The sequence below is a fragment of the Chryseobacterium sp. Y16C genome (genome assembly GCF_022488405.1).
GTDB lineage: Bacteria > Bacteroidota > Bacteroidia > Flavobacteriales > Weeksellaceae > Chryseobacterium > Chryseobacterium geocarposphaerae.
Window position 1 is genome coordinate 3,580,793 of the sequence record NZ_CP092711.1, and the last position, 18,559, is coordinate 3,599,351.

General features: G+C 35.4%; 15 protein-coding genes. 12 read left to right on the forward strand and 3 right to left on the reverse strand.

Annotated features, from left to right (window positions below; translation table 11 throughout):
* The first annotated feature begins 199 nt into the window (after positions 1–199).
* Positions 200–1,558 carry an acyl-CoA dehydrogenase family protein gene (locus tag MKS83_RS16205; RefSeq protein WP_240580457.1) on the forward strand — a complete coding sequence of 453 codons (1,359 nt, stop codon included), beginning with the start codon at positions 200–202 and terminating at the stop codon, positions 1,556–1,558.
* A 78-nt stretch (positions 1,559–1,636) separates the two neighbouring features.
* Here the strand turns inward: MKS83_RS16205 and MKS83_RS16210 are convergent, their stop codons facing one another.
* Complete coding sequence (locus MKS83_RS16210; RefSeq protein WP_240580458.1) at positions 1,637–2,014, reverse strand: DoxX family protein; 378 nt, start codon at positions 2,012–2,014, stop codon at positions 1,637–1,639.
* 152 nt (positions 2,015–2,166) lie between these two features.
* On the opposite strand from MKS83_RS16210, the gene MKS83_RS16215 reads away from it, so the two are divergent.
* Complete coding sequence (locus tag MKS83_RS16215) at positions 2,167–2,409, forward strand: bacteriocin-like protein (RefSeq protein WP_240580459.1); 243 nt, start codon at positions 2,167–2,169, stop codon at positions 2,407–2,409.
* Between the two features lie 65 nt (positions 2,410–2,474).
* Here the strand turns inward: MKS83_RS16215 and MKS83_RS16220 are convergent, their stop codons facing one another.
* The gene (locus MKS83_RS16220; RefSeq protein ID WP_240580460.1) at positions 2,475–3,587 is read right to left on the reverse strand and encodes an AI-2E family transporter; all 1,113 of its coding nucleotides are present in this window, start codon (positions 3,585–3,587) and stop codon (positions 2,475–2,477) included.
* Between the two features lie 130 nt (positions 3,588–3,717).
* Positions 3,718–6,123 (reverse strand): endopeptidase La, encoded by a 2,406-nt coding sequence (lon, locus tag MKS83_RS16225; protein WP_240580461.1) that lies wholly within the window; start codon positions 6,121–6,123, stop codon positions 3,718–3,720.
* 259 nt (positions 6,124–6,382) lie between these two features.
* Here lon and MKS83_RS16230 point away from each other — a divergent pair, with 259 nt between their 5' ends.
* The 10 genes from MKS83_RS16230 (at position 6,383) to MKS83_RS16275 (ending at position 18,475) form a co-directional block, all read left to right on the forward strand.
* Positions 6,383–8,527, forward strand: coding sequence for a peptidylprolyl isomerase (locus tag MKS83_RS16230; protein WP_240580462.1), 2,145 nt, complete (start codon positions 6,383–6,385; stop codon positions 8,525–8,527).
* 126 nt (positions 8,528–8,653) lie between these two features.
* Complete coding sequence (locus MKS83_RS16235; protein WP_240580463.1) at positions 8,654–9,604, forward strand: MlaD family protein; 951 nt, start codon at positions 8,654–8,656, stop codon at positions 9,602–9,604.
* A gap of 10 nt (positions 9,605–9,614) precedes the next feature.
* Positions 9,615–10,940 carry a (Fe-S)-binding protein gene (locus MKS83_RS16240; RefSeq protein ID WP_240580464.1) on the forward strand — a complete coding sequence of 442 codons (1,326 nt, stop codon included), beginning with the start codon at positions 9,615–9,617 and terminating at the stop codon, positions 10,938–10,940.
* Positions 10,941–11,023: 83 nt separating this feature from the next.
* Positions 11,024–11,809 (forward strand): (Fe-S)-binding protein, encoded by a 786-nt coding sequence (locus MKS83_RS16245; RefSeq protein WP_240580465.1) that lies wholly within the window; start codon positions 11,024–11,026, stop codon positions 11,807–11,809.
* 14 nt (positions 11,810–11,823) lie between these two features.
* Positions 11,824–12,987, forward strand: a complete 1,164-nt coding sequence (locus MKS83_RS16250; RefSeq protein ID WP_240580466.1) for a hypothetical protein — start codon at positions 11,824–11,826, stop codon at positions 12,985–12,987.
* Positions 12,988–13,011: 24 nt separating this feature from the next.
* Complete coding sequence (locus tag MKS83_RS16255) at positions 13,012–13,500, forward strand: hypothetical protein (RefSeq protein WP_240580467.1); 489 nt, start codon at positions 13,012–13,014, stop codon at positions 13,498–13,500.
* Between the two features lie 83 nt (positions 13,501–13,583).
* Positions 13,584–14,714: a glycosyltransferase gene (locus tag MKS83_RS16260; RefSeq protein ID WP_240580468.1), complete on the forward strand. Its 1,131-nt coding sequence runs from the start codon at positions 13,584–13,586 to the stop codon at positions 14,712–14,714.
* A gap of 5 nt (positions 14,715–14,719) precedes the next feature.
* Positions 14,720–15,973, forward strand: a complete 1,254-nt coding sequence (locus tag MKS83_RS16265) for a polysaccharide biosynthesis C-terminal domain-containing protein (protein ID WP_240580469.1) — start codon at positions 14,720–14,722, stop codon at positions 15,971–15,973.
* Between the two features lie 60 nt (positions 15,974–16,033).
* A complete protein-coding gene (gene asnB, locus MKS83_RS16270) occupies positions 16,034–17,935 on the forward strand; it encodes an asparagine synthase (glutamine-hydrolyzing) (protein WP_240580470.1) in 1,902 nt (633 codons plus the stop codon).
* Positions 17,936–17,968: 33 nt separating this feature from the next.
* Positions 17,969–18,475, forward strand: coding sequence for a hypothetical protein (locus tag MKS83_RS16275; RefSeq protein ID WP_240580471.1), 507 nt, complete (start codon positions 17,969–17,971; stop codon positions 18,473–18,475).
* Positions 18,476–18,559: the final 84 nt, after the last annotated feature.

An 18,559-nucleotide genomic window follows, 5' to 3' on the forward strand; every position in this document is an offset into this window, starting at 1 on the left:
ATTTTTAATGTTTTGCTTATCTCAAAGTTCCAGCTGAATCACTTGTAAAGTTTGAAAATTGAGTGCAAACAATTTGTAAAGAAAAAAGTGATTTTAAAATATTGTAATTCAGTGTTTTGTAAAATAGATTTGATGATTGTTGTTTGTTTTCGGAGTAATTTTTGCTTATCTTTTACAAATCAATATACAAACAATTACTATGTCAAATACTTTTTCCAAAATCAGAAACGCCATAGAATTATTCAGATCTATAGACTTTGATCAGTTAAGTGCAATTTCTCAAAAAGTAGATCTTCCTAAGCTGATGCAAAATTTCTCAAAACTCGACGATAAACAGCTCGGAGGTTTAATGAAAATGCTTGGTCCGAATAAAAAAAAGAAAGAACTTCCTCCAATAGATGGAGATTTCTATGATATCTACCATACGTTGAGCCCTGAGCAGCGCGAAGTTCAGCTTAAAGTGAGAACTTTTATGGAAAAAGAAGTAAAACCCTTGGTGAATCACTACTGGCTTAAAGATGAATTTCCACATGAATTAATTCCAAAATTTCAAAAGCTGAATATTTGTGGAGTTACCTATGAAGGTTATGGCTGTCCGGGAATGCCCTTTTTAATGGAGGGCGTCATTGCGATGGAAATGGCAAGAATTGATGCTTCTATTGCAACTTTCTTTGGGGTACAATCCGGTTTGGCAATGGGATCTATTTACATCTGTGGTTCGGAAGAGCAAAAGCAGAAATGGCTTCCTAAGATGCAGAAGTTTGAAAAAATCGGAGCGTTTGGTTTAACGGAGCCTGAAGTTGGTTCCGGAGCAGCAGGAGGCCTAACGGTAACCTGTAAGAAAACACCGGAAGGCTGGATTTTAAATGGCCAGAAAAAATGGATTGGAAATGCTACGTTTGCGGATGTTATTATCATTTGGGCAAGAGATTTGGATGACGGAGAAGTGAAAGGTTTTATTGTTGAAAAAGATAATCCTGGCTATTCTGTTGAAAAAATTAAAGGAAAAATGGCATTGAGAATCGTTCAGAACGGACTGATTACGTTGAAAGATTGTCTAGTCACAGAAGAAAACCGTTTACAAAATGCCAACTCATTTAAAGATACCGGAAAAGTTTTGAGAATGACCAGAGCAGGAGTTGCATGGATGGCGACAGGCTGTGCAAGAGGAGCCTATGAAAGTGCTTTAGATTATACCCGAAAAAGAGAACAATTTGGTAAACCGATCGCTTCCTTCCAAATGATTCAGGGGCATCTGGTGGAAATGTTATCGAATTTGACAGCAATGCAGACCATGGTCTTTAGACTTTCCGAAATGCAGGACGAAGGAATTCTAAAAGACGAACATGCTTCTCTGGCAAAAGTTTTCTGCACATTAAGAACGCGGGATATTGTCTCAAGAGCACGTGAAGTAATGGGAGGTAATGGAATTCTGTTGGAATATGACGTTGCCAGATTTGTTGCCGATGCAGAAGCAATCTATTCCTATGAAGGAACAAAAGAAATCAATTCACTGATTGTCGGAAGATCCATTACTGGGTTCAGTGCATTTATATGATGATATTGTGAATGGTGAATAGTGAATTTAAAAAATTGACAAGCTAAGCGAATTGACTATTCACCATTCACTTTTTAATCAACTTACCAAAGCTTTATATTTTTCTTTGTTGTCAATAATCATCCAGAGATTGATAAGGAAAAGAACTCCAGCAATTGACATTCCCATTGGAGATTTATCCATCGTGAACACGTGAACTACAATTCCTACCATTACAGGTAAAATAACAATCGCGCCTAAAGCTCTTGTTTTTGGGAAAATAAATAATAATCCACCAATAACTTCTACGAGTCCAACTAACGGCATCAGCCAATGAATTTCTCCAAACGCAGCAAAGAGTTTCATTTCCTCTGGTGTTGGCTTTTCCATGGGCATATAATTAAAGAATTTGTTTAATCCGGCATTAATGAACATTAATCCGAAAAGAAGGGCCAGGATAAATTTTATAATTTTCATGAGTTTTATTTTTATTAAAGTTAAATAAAAATGTAATCCGTTGATTAAAAATAGGGTGTGTTTTATAAGTACTCTCTTTTTAGGGAAATATTTAACGGTCTGTATCGTCCTATTTTATATATTTGTCTAGAACAAACTAAACAAATATTTTTATGAAAAATCTAAAAAAATTAAATCGTTCAGATTTAAAAGAAGTTCTTGGAGGCGGTGGTCCCGGACAATGTGATATCGGACCAATAGGATGTCCATGTAAAATTCCGCCGGGAGATCCTTGTTTGGGTGGTGATCCTGGAGGACCAGGAGGCCCGTCTTATGGATACTGTCCGGATAGTGGGACTTACATTCTTTGTACGGAAACATGTCCAAATGGATTACAGCCACTTTGTGCTTTATAGAAAATAAAACGCCTTCCAATTGAAGGCGTTTTTATAGTATTTTAAAATTGCTTATTTGCTAATAATCAATCCATTTCCTTAAGAGTGATATTCTTCGAGATTTTGTAGCTCTTTTTCTTTTTGTCGGGCTTTTCTTCTTCTCCAAGTAATTTTCCCCAAGGCTGTAAACCATTAACTCTTTCAAAGATAATCTTGATGATTGCAATGGCCGGAATACACAAAAACATTCCTGCAATCCCCCAAAGATGTTCACCGATAATGATTCCTAAAAATGAAAAAAGTGCATTGATCTTTACTTTTGAACCTACAACAAAAGGCAAAATAATATTTCCGTCAATAATATGAACGGCTATGTAGCCAATGACAACATAAATACAGGTGGAAGGTGTTCCCGTTGCGAATGCAATGAAGCAGGAAACTACTAGTGAAATACAAATTCCCAGATAAGGAATTACATTCAGTAACCCGGTTAGAACAGCGAGAAGCACAGCATACTTTACACCCACAATCGTAAGGACAATTGAAGTAAGAACAGAAACAATAAATACCTGCAGACAAAGTCCGATAATGTATTTTTTGGTCATGATCCTTACTTGGCTTACTACTTCTTCTACACTGGCTTTATGTTTTTCATTAAAAACGGTCACGATGAAATTATTTAGAATTCTTCTGTAATTCAGGATAAAAATGAAAAATAACAGGAAAAATAAAATAAAAGCAAATCCGGTTGAAAAAATGCCTAAGGTAAATCCTAAAATTAGCCCTGAAGAAGAAAGAAGCTTGTTCAGTCCTTGATCAAGATAATCAAGCTGATCATTGATTTTTATATTGAATGTTCTTGAAACCCAATGTTGCAGATTGTTGAAGACACTGATGAACTGGTCCTTAAGATGGGGAATGTCTTTGCTGAAAGTAGATAATTGTGAGCCAAAAAAATAGATCATTCCACTTAGGAAAATAAGCATGATCAGTACAGAGGTCATGGTGGATACTGATCTTGGAAATCTGAGCTTTCTTTCCAGAAAAGTGGCAAATGGTAAGAACAGCATTGCCATTAAAAATGCTAAGAAGAACGGAGCTAATATGCTCTGTCCCAATGCTAAAATGTAACCAAGTCCAATGAGGGAAATGATTACAAGGGTGAATTTAACAAGAAATGGAAGTCTTAGAAAGTTCATAATTTCAAAATCTGCTGCATAAAGTTAAGAAAACACTTTGAATAATAAGCGGTTTGTGTGCAAATCAAAAACACGTTCCGGAAATCTGAAACGTGTTTTCTTTTTATTGAGAATGTTAATATGTTATGGATTATTTTTCGATCGCAATATCGATCACTTCTTCCATTCGATTGACGTAGTGGACTTTAAGGTTCTTTAAATAGTCTTTTTTAATTTCTTCAACGTCTTTTTTGTTGGCTTCGCAAAGAATTACATCTTTAATTCCCGCTCTTGTAGCGGCAAGAAGTTTTTCTTTGATCCCTCCTACAGGAAGAACCTTACCTCTTAAAGTAATTTCGCCGGTCATGGCAAGATGAGGTTTTACTTTTTTATTTTTAAATGATGAAACCATAGAAGTCAGCATGGCAATACCGGCAGAAGGTCCGTCTTTAGGAGTTGCCCCTTCCGGAACGTGCACATGAATATTATGTTTTTCAATGTCTTCCTGAGAAATCCCTAATTCATCATGTTTTGCTTTAATATATTCTAAGGCAATCGTGGCAGACTCTTTCATTACAGTACCTAGATTTCCTGTCATAGTCAAAGCTCCTTTTCCATTACTTAAAATACTTTCAATGAACAGAATATCTCCGCCAACACTTGTCCAGGCTAAACCTGTTACAACTCCCGGAACTCCGGTGATTTCGGATAAGCTTTTCGGTCTTGGAACACCCAGGATTTCATCTACTTTTTCAACGGAAATTTTACTGTCATATTTTTTCTCCAATGCTGTCTGCAAAGCTACCCAACGGGCAATAGAAGCAATTCTTTTTTCTAAGGTTCTTACACCGCTTTCGGAATTATGAGCTTCAATGATATGTTTTAATTCGGCATTTCCAAGTTTGAATGATTTTGCATCCAAACCATTCTCATCCTGCTGCTTTTTAATTAAATGTCTTTTTGCAATCTCGATTTTTTCCTCTAAAGTATAGCCTGCAATCTGAATAATCTCAGTTCTGTCCAGCAATGGAGTCTGAATGGTAGATAATGAATTTGCTGTTGCAATGAACATGACTTTAGACAGATCATATCCCATTTCTAAGAAGTTATCATAGAAAGACTTATTCTGTTCAGGATCAAGTACTTCTAATAGTGCTGAGCTTGGGTCTCCATGTAAACCTTGACCAATTTTATCCATCTCATCCAAAACAATTACAGGATTGGAAGTTCCTGATTTCTTGATTGATTGAAGAATTCTTCCTGCCATGGCACCGATATACGTCTTTCTGTGTCCGCGGATTTCACTTTCATCATGAAGTCCACCTAAAGAAAGTCTTACATATTTTCTCCCCAATGCATCTGCAATAGATTTTCCTAATGATGTTTTACCAACTCCAGGAGGCCCTACCAACAGCAGAATAGGAGATTTCATATTGTTTTTTAATTTTAAAACAGCCATGTGTTCCAAAATTCTCTTTTTGATATCCTCTAATCCAAAATGAGCTTTATCTAAAATTTTCTCAGCTTTGGCAATATCAAAAACATCTTTCGTGTAAGTTTCCCACGGAAGATCGGTGAAGAAATCCAGATAATTTCTCTGAACATTATAGTCGGGCGAATTAGGATTCTGGCGTTGTAATCTGCTGATTTCCTTTTGGAAATGCTCTTCAACTTCCGGGCTCCATGTTTTCTTTTTTGCTTTGGCAATCAGGTCTTCAACGTCACTTTCCGGACCGCCTCCAAGTTCTTCCTGAATGGTTCTGATCTGTTGATTCAGAAAATATTCTCTCTGCTGTTTGTCAAGATCCTTGGATGTTTTCTGATGAATCTGATTTCTCAATTCGAGTCTTCTGAAATCTTCATGCATCATTTCATAGCACTTATTGGCTCTTTCCATCAGATTTTTCTCTTCAAGCAGCTTTTGCTTTTCAACTGAAGGGAAATTAGCATTCGTACAGATGAAATTTAACAAATCATCATTATTGTTGATGTTCTTGATCGCAAAATTGGCGGCATTCGGAATGTTTGGATCCAGCTCTATGATTTTTAAAGCCAGGTCTTTAACATTTTCCAGCAATGCTTCATATTCTTCTTTGTTTTTAGGCTTTGAATCCTTTAATTTTGAAATCTCAGCTTTAAAATAAGGCTGAGCTTCAATCATCTTTTTGATCTTAAACCTGTGGAATCCTTTAGTAATGGCTGTAATATTGCCCTCAGGAAGTTTAATGATTTTAATGATCTTCGCTAATGTACCTGTATGATAAAGATCTTTTTCGGTCGGAGATTCAAGCTCTGAATTTTTCTGACTTACAATTCCGATAAAATCACCGTTTTTCTGCGCTTCTTCAAGCAGCTGTATAGACGCCTTTCTTCCTGCAGTAATAGGAATTACCACATTTGGAAACATCACCATGTTTCTCACCGGAAGTATCGGGAATATTTTCTGTTCTGAATTTTTTTCTGTTTCTGAAAGATCAGAAAGATTGATCTCTTCAGCTACAATATCAAACCCATCACTGATCATTTCTTCTAAACTCATATCTTCAAATTCTGTCATAATTATGCTGAATGACAAATTGTCATTTCCGTATTAAATCGTTAAAGGAATATTCTATAATATGTTGTGAATAGACATAATATAGGATGTTGCTTTACAATGCGCAATACTTATGCCATTTGTTTTTTATGAAAAAATGCGGTCAAAATTTCCTTTTTCATAAAATTTTCATTTTAAAAATTAAAAAAAGAACTTAGATTTCTGTAATTTCTTAAAAATGTGTATTTTCGCAAACTGATAAAAAACTATAATATATAAAATGGCAATTTTAGGACAGATTAGGAGTAGACCTTGGCTTTTGATGGGAGTAATTGCATTGGCGCTTTTAGCGTTTTTGGTAAACCCGGACAGTATAGATAAGGTGTTTGGTAAAAACCCTGATGTTTTAGGAAAAGTAAATGGTGAAAAAATTACCCGTGAAGAGTTTAACGACCAGCTTTTTGTATTACAACAGCAAGCAGAGCAGCAAGGTCAGCCGAAAAATGGTCTTGAAGAGCAGGCTTGGCAATTGTTGGTTCAGTCTAAACTGATTAAGCAGCAATTTGAAAAGCTAGGATTTGAGATGACAGAAGATTACTTCTGGAATCAGCTTCAGTATGATCAGATGTTTGCTCAGAATAAGCAATTCTTTGATGAGAAGGGGAATTTTAAGACTCAGGAGCTTAAAAAACAGATAGAGGACATGAAGAACATGAGTCCTGAAGGCTATAACCAATGGTTGAAGACAAGAAAGTCAATCGAGTATAGACTAATGGCCAGACAAGTATTCGCAAACGTTTCTGCAGGAATTACTACAGGTAAAAAAGAAGCTGAAGAATTGATGAAAGAAAGAGATCAGCTTGCAGATATTGATTTTGTAAAGGTTGACTATGCTTCTTATCTTCAAAAGACTAAAATTAATGTAACGACAGAAGATTTAGCTAATTATATCAAACAACACCCTGTAATGTTTAAAGCTGAGCCTAGCAGAAACTTAGGGGTAGTATTTTTCCCTTCACAACCAAGTGCAGCGGATGATGCAGCAACTCAGAAAGAAATTACAAAATTATTTGCAGGAGGTACAGATGCAAGCGGAGGAACTGAAAACTTCCAAAACACGAAGAACGATTCTATGTTTGTAATGGCTAATTCTGATGCTCCGTTTAATGATAAGTATGTAAGTCCGAATCAATTGCCTCCGACCATTCAGGGGCAGATTGCTACTGCTGCAGTTGGACAGACTTTTGGCCCGTACAAGGAGCAGGGAGCTTATGTAGTGTCTAAACTTTTAGGTAAAAAGACTTCAGATTCTACATTATCAAGACATATTCTTATTGCTTTCAAAGGAAGTCCTGCAGGTCAGGATGTGAAAAGATCTAAAGAAGAAGCTAAAAAATTGGCTGATTCTATCGGAGCAATTGTAAAAGCAAATCCTGCTAAATTTACGGAGTTCCTTAAACTATCTAATGATCCAAGTTCAGCAGCTCAGGGAGGAAGCTTAGGGTGGACTACACCGGAAACACCTTTTGTTCCTGAATTCTTAAAATATTTAGCAGAGAATCCTAAAGGTGCAACAGGAGTTGTTGAAACTCAGTTTGGATATCATATCATCAATATTGAAGATAAAAAGGCTGGAGCAATGGGTTACAAAGTTGCCAACCTGGTAAAAGTTATTAAGCCGTCTGATGCTACAGAAGCACAAACAGATAAGAATGCAAGAAGATTTATCCAGCAGGTACAAGGGAAATCATTCAATGATTTTGTGAATATTGCTAAAAAAGGAAACTATCAATTCTCTAATCCTAAGCAGGCAAAAAGATTTGACGGTCAGCTTCAGGGATTGGGTACTGACAAGGATGCAGATATCTTAGCTTGGGCTTTTGATAAGAAAAGAGAAAAAGGAGATACAGAATTCTTTACAGTAGACGGAACAGGAGATAAAATTGTTGTTTACCTAAACGGGAAACAAGAGAAAGGTCTTGCTGATCCTGAATCAGTAAGAGATCAGATTGAAGTGGTTGTTAAAAATAAATTGGCTGCAAAACAAATTGCTGAGAAAATCGGTAAAGCAGGTAATTTAGATCAGATTGCTAAGCAATTCGGAACAACAAAACAATCTGCTCAGGTGAATCTTTTAAGCCCTTCGGTAGCTGGAGCTATGGAACCCAAAGTGGCAGGAGCTGCATTTGGAGTTGCAAAAGGAAAGATTTCTAATCCGATTGAAGGAGGAACAGGAGTTTATGTTTTAATTAAAAAGAACGAAACCGTAAACAAACAACCTGGAGATCTTAAGCAGTTTACAGAATCTGTAACTCAGAGAAATGCAGGAATGTTCGGACAGGGGTGGATGAAGAGCTTACAGGACAATGCTGATATCGAAGATTACAGAATTGAAATCTGGAATAAAGTAGGGGCTCAACAATAAAAAGACTCCTCTATAAAAATATAAAGACGGCAATTGTTGCCGTCTTTTTTTGTATTTAAAGCAGAGTAATAAAAGAAAAGATTAATTTAAAATGTAGTATATTTGCTCATTAGAAAAAATTAGCAAGTGAAGTTCAGTAAAGAATTAAAAGCAGGTGTTATTGCGCTTTTAGCTATCGTAGGCTTTGTCGTATTGTTTCAATTCATGAAAGGCAGAAGCCTTTTTACTACCGATAATATATTTTACGCAAAATATGATAATGTAGAAGGTTTAGCTCAATCTTCTCCCGTGTCCATTAATGGTTTGAAAGTGGGACAGGTGGTTAAGATTATACCTCAAACATCAAAAACAGGTCAGATTAATTTTATTGTTAAAATTACAGTAGACAATAATTTTGAATTTTCAAAAAACTCTACTCTTGAAATCTTTGAACCGGGTTTAATGTCCGGAAAAGAAATGAGAGTGAATTTGGTATATGGCGGACCTACTGCTAAAGACGGAGATACGCTGAAAGGAGCTTTCAAATTGGGAATGATGGGAAGCCTTTCTTCTCAGGTAGGACCAGTAAAAGATCAGCTGCAAACTGTTTTGTACAGAGTTGATTCTTTAATGTCAAATGCCAATAAAATTGTTGACGATCAAAACAGAGCTGAAATCAGAGCCTTATTGTCAAATCTTAATAAAACGGTAGGTGCATTACAGACTACGGCTGGAAGTGTTAATAATCTGGTAGGGCATAACGATCCTAAGCTTCAAAAAGTTTTAGATGAGGCAAGTCTGACGATGCAAAGCGGTAAAACGACTTTGGATAAATATGGAAATCTTGCGGAAAGTATCGATACTAAAAAGTTGAATGCTACTATTGCAAACTTAGATGCTACAGTTGGGCAATTGAATCAGGTAATCGGTGGAATTGACAGAGGGCAGGGAAGTTTAGGTAAACTGATGAAAGACGAGCAGTTGTATAACAATCTGAATTCTGCTTCTACCAACCTGAATGCTTTAATCGAAGATATGAAAGCAAATCCGAAAAGATACATCAATTTCTCAGTGTTCGGAAAGAATAATAAAAACTAAAACTTAAGCCATGCAATATATCGATAATATTATTTTTCTGATTTTATTAGTTGCAGGTTTCGGGCTGTTTGCAAAAAGTCTGCAAAAGATATATAGAAACATCAGATTAGGAAAAGAGATCAACAGAACCGACAGAAAAGGGGAACGCTGGGAAACCATGGCTCGTGTGGCAATGGGGCAAAGCAAAATGGTAAAAAGACCTATTGCAGGTATTTTACACATTTTCGTGTATGTAGGTTTCATTATCATTAATATTGAACTTATTGAAATTATTGTAGACGGATTATTCGGAACCCATCGGTTTCTTTCATCTGTATTCGGACATGGTTTTTACAATTTCTTCACAGCTACATTAGAAGTTTTAGCACTTTTAGTGGTAATTGGGGTGGTGATATTCTTTATCCGTAGAAATTTTTACGGAGTAAAAAGATTGACCATGAAAGAACTTTTCGGATGGCCAAAGCATGATGCCAACTGGATCCTGATTATTGAGTTTGCCTTAATGATGGCTTTCTTTAAAATGAATACGGCGGATTGGGTTCTTCAGCAAAGAGGTTTACTTCCTGAACATGGAAGTTTCCCGATTAGTTCAACATTCTTAGCGCCTATCTTCAGCAACTTTAGTGATGGATTCTTGTTCTTCACAGAAAAAGCGGCTTGGTGGTTCCACTTTGTAGGGATTTTATTCTTTATGAATTACCTTTATTACTCTAAACATCTGCATATTATTTTGGCTTTCCCAAGTACTTGGTATGCGAATTTGGAGAAGAAAGGAAAGTTTAATAATCTGGAATCTGTTACCAAGGAGATTAAACTCATGATGGATCCTAATGCAGATCCATACGCAGCTCCGGCTGAAGGAGAAGCAGAAGTTCCTTCAAAATTCGGGGCAGAAGATGTCTTTGATTTGAACCAGGTTCAGCTGTTAAATGCCTATTCATGTACAGAATGTGGTCGTTGTACTTCAGTTTGTCCTGCAAATATTACAGGGAAAAAACTTTCTCCAAGGTTGATTTTAATGAAAACAAGAGACCGTCTTGAAGAAGTCGGCAGAAATATCGATAAGAACGGAAGCTTTGTAGATGACGGGAAAAAATTGCTGAACGATTATATTACAAAAGAAGAACTTTGGGCGTGTACGACGTGTAATGCATGTACTGAAGCCTGTCCGGTTCTATTGGATCCGCTTTCCATTATTTTTGAAATGAGAAGATTCCTGGTGATGGAGCAGTCTGCCGCACCACAGGAGCTGAATCTGATGATGACGAATGTGGAAAACAATGCCGCTCCTTGGCAGTACAATCAGGCAGACCGTCTGAACTGGGCAAATGATTAATTAATTGAACAATGTAAAATGTAACGATGTGACATCATTCGTAAACTGTTGCACTGTTATAGATTGATAAATTTGAAACTACTATGGATTTCGCAATAAAAACAATGGCTGAATACGCAATGGAAGGCAAATCTCCAGAAGTTCTTTTCTGGGTGGGGTGTGCCGGAAGTTTTGACGACAGAGCCAAAAAAATAACAAAAGCATTCTGTAAGATCCTTAATAAAATAGGAGTGGAATTTGCTGTTTTAGGACAGGAGGAAAGCTGCACAGGTGATCCTGCAAAACGTGCCGGAAATGAGTTTGTTTTTCAGATGATGGCATTAACGAACATTGAGGTGTTGAATGCTTACGAGGTAAAAAAAATTGTAACAGCTTGTCCGCATTGTTTCAATACGTTAAAAAATGAATATCCAAGTTTAGGGGGAAATTATGAAGTGGTACATCATACGCAGTTCCTTAAAACCTTAATGGAAGAAGGTCGTTTGAAGATTGAAGGGGGAGCTTTCAAAGGAAAGAAAATCACTTTCCATGATCCTTGCTATTTGGGAAGAGCCAATGGTGAGTATGAAGCGCCAAGAATGCTTTTAGAAAAGCTGGATGCCGAACTTGTAGAAATGAAGCGTTGTAAAACCAACGGACTATGTTGTGGAGCAGGAGGAGCACAGATGTTTAAAGAACCGGAAAAAGGGAATAAAGACATCAATATCGAAAGAACCGAAGAAGCTTTATCATTCGAGCCTAAAGTAATCGCTACAGGCTGTCCGTTCTGTAATACAATGATGACAGACGGTGTAAAGCATTTCAATAAAAATACAGAAGTTGCTGTAAAAGATATTGTGGAACTTCTGGCGGAAGCAGAAGATCTTTAATCAATACTATTTAAGTGAAGTTGTTAGGAAAGAAAGGGTTTGATTTAAAATGGAAAATTTCTTTCCTAATTACTTTAATTTTGGTTTTTCTCTTAAGTTACTGGAGCTATAAAAACCGAGTTTATGACTGGGATATGCCTGGTTACATTGGATGCCTTTTTCAGAGAGAATATCCTGCATCCCCAGAGAAAGTCCATCAATATACTTATACTTCCATACGAAAAGAGGCCTCTCCTTATCAATTCAAAGATATTTCCGGACTTGTTCAGCCCAATAAAGCCGTACAGTTTTTCAAACAAGATGCGAATGCTTTTTCAGAGCAATTACCCTACTATCAAATAAAAATAGGATATAACATTGTCGTTCTGTTTTTATACAAGTTAGGCTTTTCACCGCCTCATTCCGTTCTGCTGGTTAGTATTATCTCTTACTTTTTATCGGGCTTAATTCTTTTTTTTCTATTTAGTATACTTTTTCCCGGAAAAAATATTTTATTCGTTTTACTCACTATAGGAATACTAATATTGCCTCCTATGCGAGCTTTATCTAACACTCCTGTTCCGGATATGTTTTCCCTGCTTTTTCTGCTCATATTTATGATGGGATTATTAAGAAAATGGGAAAGATGGAAAATGTTTTTAGTGCTCTTATGCCTCATACTTATCCGTCCGGACTATATTGTTTTTGCTCTTACCTATTTAGTCGCATCTTTTGGATTCACCTATTTTTCAGAAAACAGGAAAATAGATCTTAATTATATCTTGCAGGGCATCTTCTTTTTGGCTTTATATCTCTTTATTATCAAATATTATCATTTCCCGGGTTGGAAAGATGTATTTTATGATACATTCATAGATCGGAGACCTTTGATTTCAGCTCAGCCTGCTAATTTCACATTCAGTTATTACTTGCATTTTCTTTTTTTTAAACTAATAAATTTCAAGAAAATATCTTTAGCTGTATTTTTTATTATGGGGTTGATTTATTATATTTCAAAAGATCTTTGGATAAGGATATTTTCAGTATTCATTTTTGCCAATATTTATTTGAAATTCATGTTTTTTCCGGCTTCAGCGGAAAGCAGGTTTTTCTTTGGCTATCTTCTGATGCTTTTTTTGATGTTGTGTTATGCTGTAAGTAAAAAATACAATGGTTTTCAACTCAGGAAAATTGCGTAATTTTACTCTTTAAATTTATTGGAAATGAAAATTGAAGAATCTAATATTGTAGAAACTAGCGACTACAGAGTTATTATATATCCGGCATCAAGACCATTTACAACCAAAGAAGCTAAAACAATTACAGAAAAGCTCTACGACTTTTTAGCAACTTGGGCAGCACACGGGAAACCGCTTTCTTCCTCTTTTAAAATTGAGAAAAACCAGTTTATCATTATTTGTGTAGATGAAGAAAAAGAAATGGCTTCCGGATGCAGTATTGATGCGTTAGGAAAGATCATGAGAGAAATTGATGAAGAATATCAACTGGGCTTGTTCGACAGAATGAAAGCAAGCTTTGTTGAAAACGGAGAAGTGAAAACTTTGAAATTGATGGATTTTAAATCTAAACTGAGAAACGGCGAAATTTCCAAAGATATTCAGGTGTTCGATTTTTCTAAAAATACCTATCTTGATTTCTTAAGCCATTTTTTATTGCCGCTAGAGAAAAGTTGGGCTGCTTCTATAAAATAAATTTTTAAAATATTTGGATTTCCTCCGAGGTTTCTTTTTGTTTGGAACTTCTGAGGAAATTTTCTTAGTAACATGCTCTCTGAATGCAAAAAGTACTTTTTTTAACGACTGCACATCATTTTGATGATGACAGAATTTTTTTTCATCAGGCAAAAACGCTTGCTGAAGAAGGGTTTGAAGTTAAAATAAGCAGCCTTAGTTCAGATTTTCAGGGAAATGTAGATGGAATTCAGATAGAATCGTATCCCATTCTGGAAAAAACAGTACAGGAGAAAATTGAAACTTTTAAAAAGATTTGCAGCTCGTTTCAGCCGGATTGTATTATCTGTTCAGAACCTGTTGCCGTTTTTGCTGCAAAACAATACCAAAAAAAGAAAAAAACAAGTATCATTTATGATATAACCGAATGGTACCCTTCTATGTCAATGCTTGAAAATTATTCATATCCTGCAAAGATATTTCATGCTGCAAAATTTTTTCTGGTTCAGTTATATGCAGGTTTTTTAAGCACCTATTTTATTTTTGGTGAAGAGACAAAGAAGTTTCCTCTGGCTTACTTTTTTCCATTTAAGAAAAGCATGATTCTTCCTTATTATCCGGATAAAAAATATGTTGTATCCAATCCGAAAAAGCTTACTTCAGATAAAATAACGCTTTGCTATACCGGAGCACTATCAGAAGACAAAGGAATCGGTAATTTTTTTAAAGCTGTAGATATTTTAAGGAAAAAGATGCCGGAAACCATCATAAAATTACTCATTGTAGGAGCTGCGAGAAAGGAAAGTGATGAGGCTTATTTTAAAAATCTGCTTAGTGAATATAATTTTGAACATATTGAGATCCGAAAACCGACATCATTTGAGCATTTTACAGAAGCTTTTGTGGATGCAGACATCTGTTTTGATCTTCGTGAACTCAATTTTGAAAACAATCACTCTTTACCGATAAAATTATTTTACTACATAGGAGCCGGAAAACCTGTAATATATTCAGATCTTAAAGGAATCCGGGAGCATATGGATGTGTCAGGATTCGGGAAGCTTGTGGATCCGAGAAATGCTGAAATTATTTCGGATTTAATTGTAAATTACATCCGAAACCCGGAATATTATTATTCACATGCAATTCAGGCTCGGAAAGCGTTTGAACAACAATACAATTGGGGTGTAATTCGGAATTCCTTCGTTGATTTTGTAAAAAAGCCTATTAAATAATTGCCATGCAACTCAAAGTTGTCAAAACTTTTATTTCACGTTTTCTTATTCTGATCCTCAGTTTTGGATTGGTGATTTTCTCTACCAATATGTGGGGAAGTGAAGGAAAAGGAACGATTTCTATTGTGATTGCCAATGCGGCTATCGTAAGTTTTTTCAGCAGTATTTTTGCAGGAAGCAGCACTTCTTATTTTGCTTCAAAATTTAAAACCGAACAAATTTTAATATACTCATATATCTGGTCGGTTACTATGGGTATTTTAATTCCTGTCATATTTAGTTTTGCAGATATTCAGGCTAAATATTTGATGTATTTAATTGGGATTTCAGTTTTTTCAGCACTTTTATCCGTAAATGTTAATCTGTTTATTGGAAAACAGAATATTAGATTATTTAATGTCTATACAGTTCTACAGCAGCTTGTTCATATTCTTTTTATTGGTGTTTTTATTTATATCTTACAGCAGAAAGACGTTTCCGTTTATTTTGGAGCACAGATTTGCTGTCTTGCACTTTTATTTTTGACGAGCTTTTTTCAGGTTATTAGAGAATGTAAAATTTCAGATATTTCCTTATCTAAAAATGTATTCAAAAGCATGTTTGAGTATGGTTGGAAAACCCAGCTCAGTGCTTTTATTCAGTTTTTGAATTACAGGCTTTCTTTTTACTTTCTTGAATATTTTGACGGGATTGGAAGCGTTGGTGTTTTTTCAATAGGAATCACTTTTTCAGAAGCGATTTGGACGATCACAAGGAGTATTGCAGTGATTCTGTACTCAGATGTCGTCAACAGCAAAAGCAGGGAAGAATCTATTCTTAAAACAAAATCTTCACTGAAACTTTCTTTTTTACTGATGCTGATCTTTTTATTAGGGATTATTATCATTCCGGGATCGCTTTATGAAATGATTTTCGGAAGAGCTTTCAGGGGTACAAAAGAAATCATGCTGCTTCTATCTCCGGGAATCCTGGCGATTGCCATCAGTGATATGATAGGTTATTATTTTTCAGGAATAAAAGAACTGAAAATTCTGAATATAAAATCAATTGTCGGTTTGGCGATTACCCTTGTTTTTTCTTTCCTGTTGATACCTAAATACGGAATTTTGGGCGCTTGTATAGTGATGACTTTATCCTATTCAGTTTCGGCTTTATTGCTGTTTCTAAAATTTTACCGTTCTACTGATTTTCGTATTCAGGATTATCTGATTACCAAAGAAGATCTCCGTTTAGCCAAAGAAAAATTGATGAAAAAGTAAATCTCTTTTACTTTAGAAAATCAGGCGTTTTGCTTATTTTTACCCAACAAAATCAGAAGTATGTGCGGAATTTCCGGTTATTATTCATTTCATAGAAATATTTCCTCTAAAAATATTACAGAGATGAATCAGTCGATCAGACATCGCGGTCCCGATGATGAAGGATTCTGGCTTTCCGACGGTGTTGATGGCAGAAATTTTTCCGGAAATGACTCTACGGAAAAGATCAAAGAAGGATTTCCGATTTTGCAGGAAGAACACTCAATAATAGCTTTAGGTTTCAGAAGACTATCCATCCTTGATCTTTCTGAAAAAGGGCATCAACCGATGCTTTCTGAGGATGAAAAAATAGTAATCACCTTCAACGGGGAAATTTATAATTTTAAAAAACTCAGAAAAGAGCTTGAAGTTTTAGGATATCATTTTCAAAGCCAATCTGATACGGAAGTTATTCTCAAATCCTATCAAGAATGGGGAATCTCAATGTTTGTAAAGCTTGACGGAATGTTTGCAATCTGTATTGTTGATCTGGAGCGGCAAAAAATTATTCTGGGCAGAGATAGAATAGGTCTAAAGCCTTTATTTTATTCCAGGAATGAAAACGGATTGATTTGGGCTTCAGAGATTAAAGCCATTCTGAAAAACGAATTTATAAAACCTGAAATCAATTGGAATGGAGTCTACACCAACTTCCTTTTTCAAACGACATTAGCTCCCGAAACCTGTTTTAAAGATATTTTTTCATTGGAGCCGGGTTTTTTTATGAGCATTGATCTTAAGAATCAGGAAATTATTAAAGAAAAATTCTGGGAACTTTCCCTACAATCAAATTCAACGATTTCGGAACAGGAGGCTGTGGAAAAAATAGATCTTTTACTCGCTGAAAGTGTTTCTGAACAGCTTCATGCCGATGTTCCCGTTGCCAGTATGATGAGTGGAGGAATTGATTCTACCTTGATTACTTCAAAATCAAAACCTTTTAAAAAGGATATTAATGCTTTTACCATTTCCTACAAATTTTCGGAAGAAGAAGTGAAAAATGCGTCTTTGGTTGCCCATACTCTTGAAATTCCACATCATATTAAAAGTGTGAGTGATGAAGAAGTTTTAGCAGAGTTAAAGGAAAATATTCAGCATTTTGAAGAACCTTACAGCAGTTTAGAAGTATTAACAAATGCAGCTGAATATGCTAAAAAATTAGGATTCAAAGTTGTGTTAAGCGGAAATGGAGCAGATGAACTTTTTGCGGGATATTCTCACTCTTTAAAGCTGAATAAATGGCTTTTTCTAAGAAATTTCAATTTTGTAAGGCATTTTATGGTTTCCAAGGACCAGTTTTCAAAAAAAATAAAAAATTACTTTTCTCAGGATGTAATGTTTGATTTCTTTAGACAAAGTCAGGTAGGAATGAAACCTTCTGAGGCAAAATCGGTTTTTAAATCTAGTATTTTTAAAAATATTAATTCAGATCTTAAGCAATATCATCTACGTGAAACTAAAGATTATAAAGGATATTTTGAATATGACATGAAATATTCGCTTTCTTCACATCATGTTTTCAGGGATGATCTGAGTGCCATGAAATATGGAGTGGAGTTTCGTTATCCATATTTAAGTAATGACTTGATTGATTGTGTTGCTTCGATTCCTGAATATCTGAGATATAACGGGATTCAGAATAAGCCATTACTGCGAAAAGTTGCGGAAAAATACGTTCCTGGAGAGGTTTTGAAAATGCCTAAAAGAGGTTTTTCATTTCCGTTATATAATTTTATCAAAAATGAAAGCCGGGTAAGAGATTTTATTAATACACATTTGGAAAGTCTTAAAAAAAGAAACTTTTTCAATGCTGAAATTATTGATGAATGGTGGCAAAATCAAAACGATGTCTACGATTGTGTAAAGATCTGGCAGCTTGTAACCTTTGAGCTGTGGTATCAGAAATATTTTGAAAATCTGTAAGGAGACTAAAAATTAATATTTTACCTTTGCAGTATGAAGAAATCTTTTTGGGGGATAACAGTTGTTTTATTGACGCTTCTAAGCTGTAGAAGTGATGAAGAATCTTTACAGAAAATTGACCAGGTTTTTAATCTGTATATAAAGGATTCCTCGGGTAAAGATCTGTTAAATCCTATAAAAGTGGGTTCTTTTACAGGAGTTTCCTGGAATGATGAATTGGCAGATACTGATATAGCCAATGTAAATTTCAGTCGTAAAATGCTTGCCGACTCTACTTACTATGCAGAATATACAGACGGAGCAACAAGACAGCTTTATGATGGAACTGATCCTGACAACAAAATTTACCGGTCGGAAATTCAGGTTTCTCTGATCAAAAAAATATCGGATACTCAGAACGCACCTGTAGATATTGATACCCTGGAAATTTACTACAGAATGAGCCCTTCTGTTTTTGAGGTTTCGAAAGTTTATTACAACAAAGTTTTAAAGTTCTCGAAAACGTCTGATGAACCGAATGTGGTGACAATCATAAAATAATCTTAAATTTGCACGAACAGTTCAAAGTTCGGGGTTCAAAGTTTTAAGTAACTCAACCTTAAACCTAAAACTTTTAAACATTAA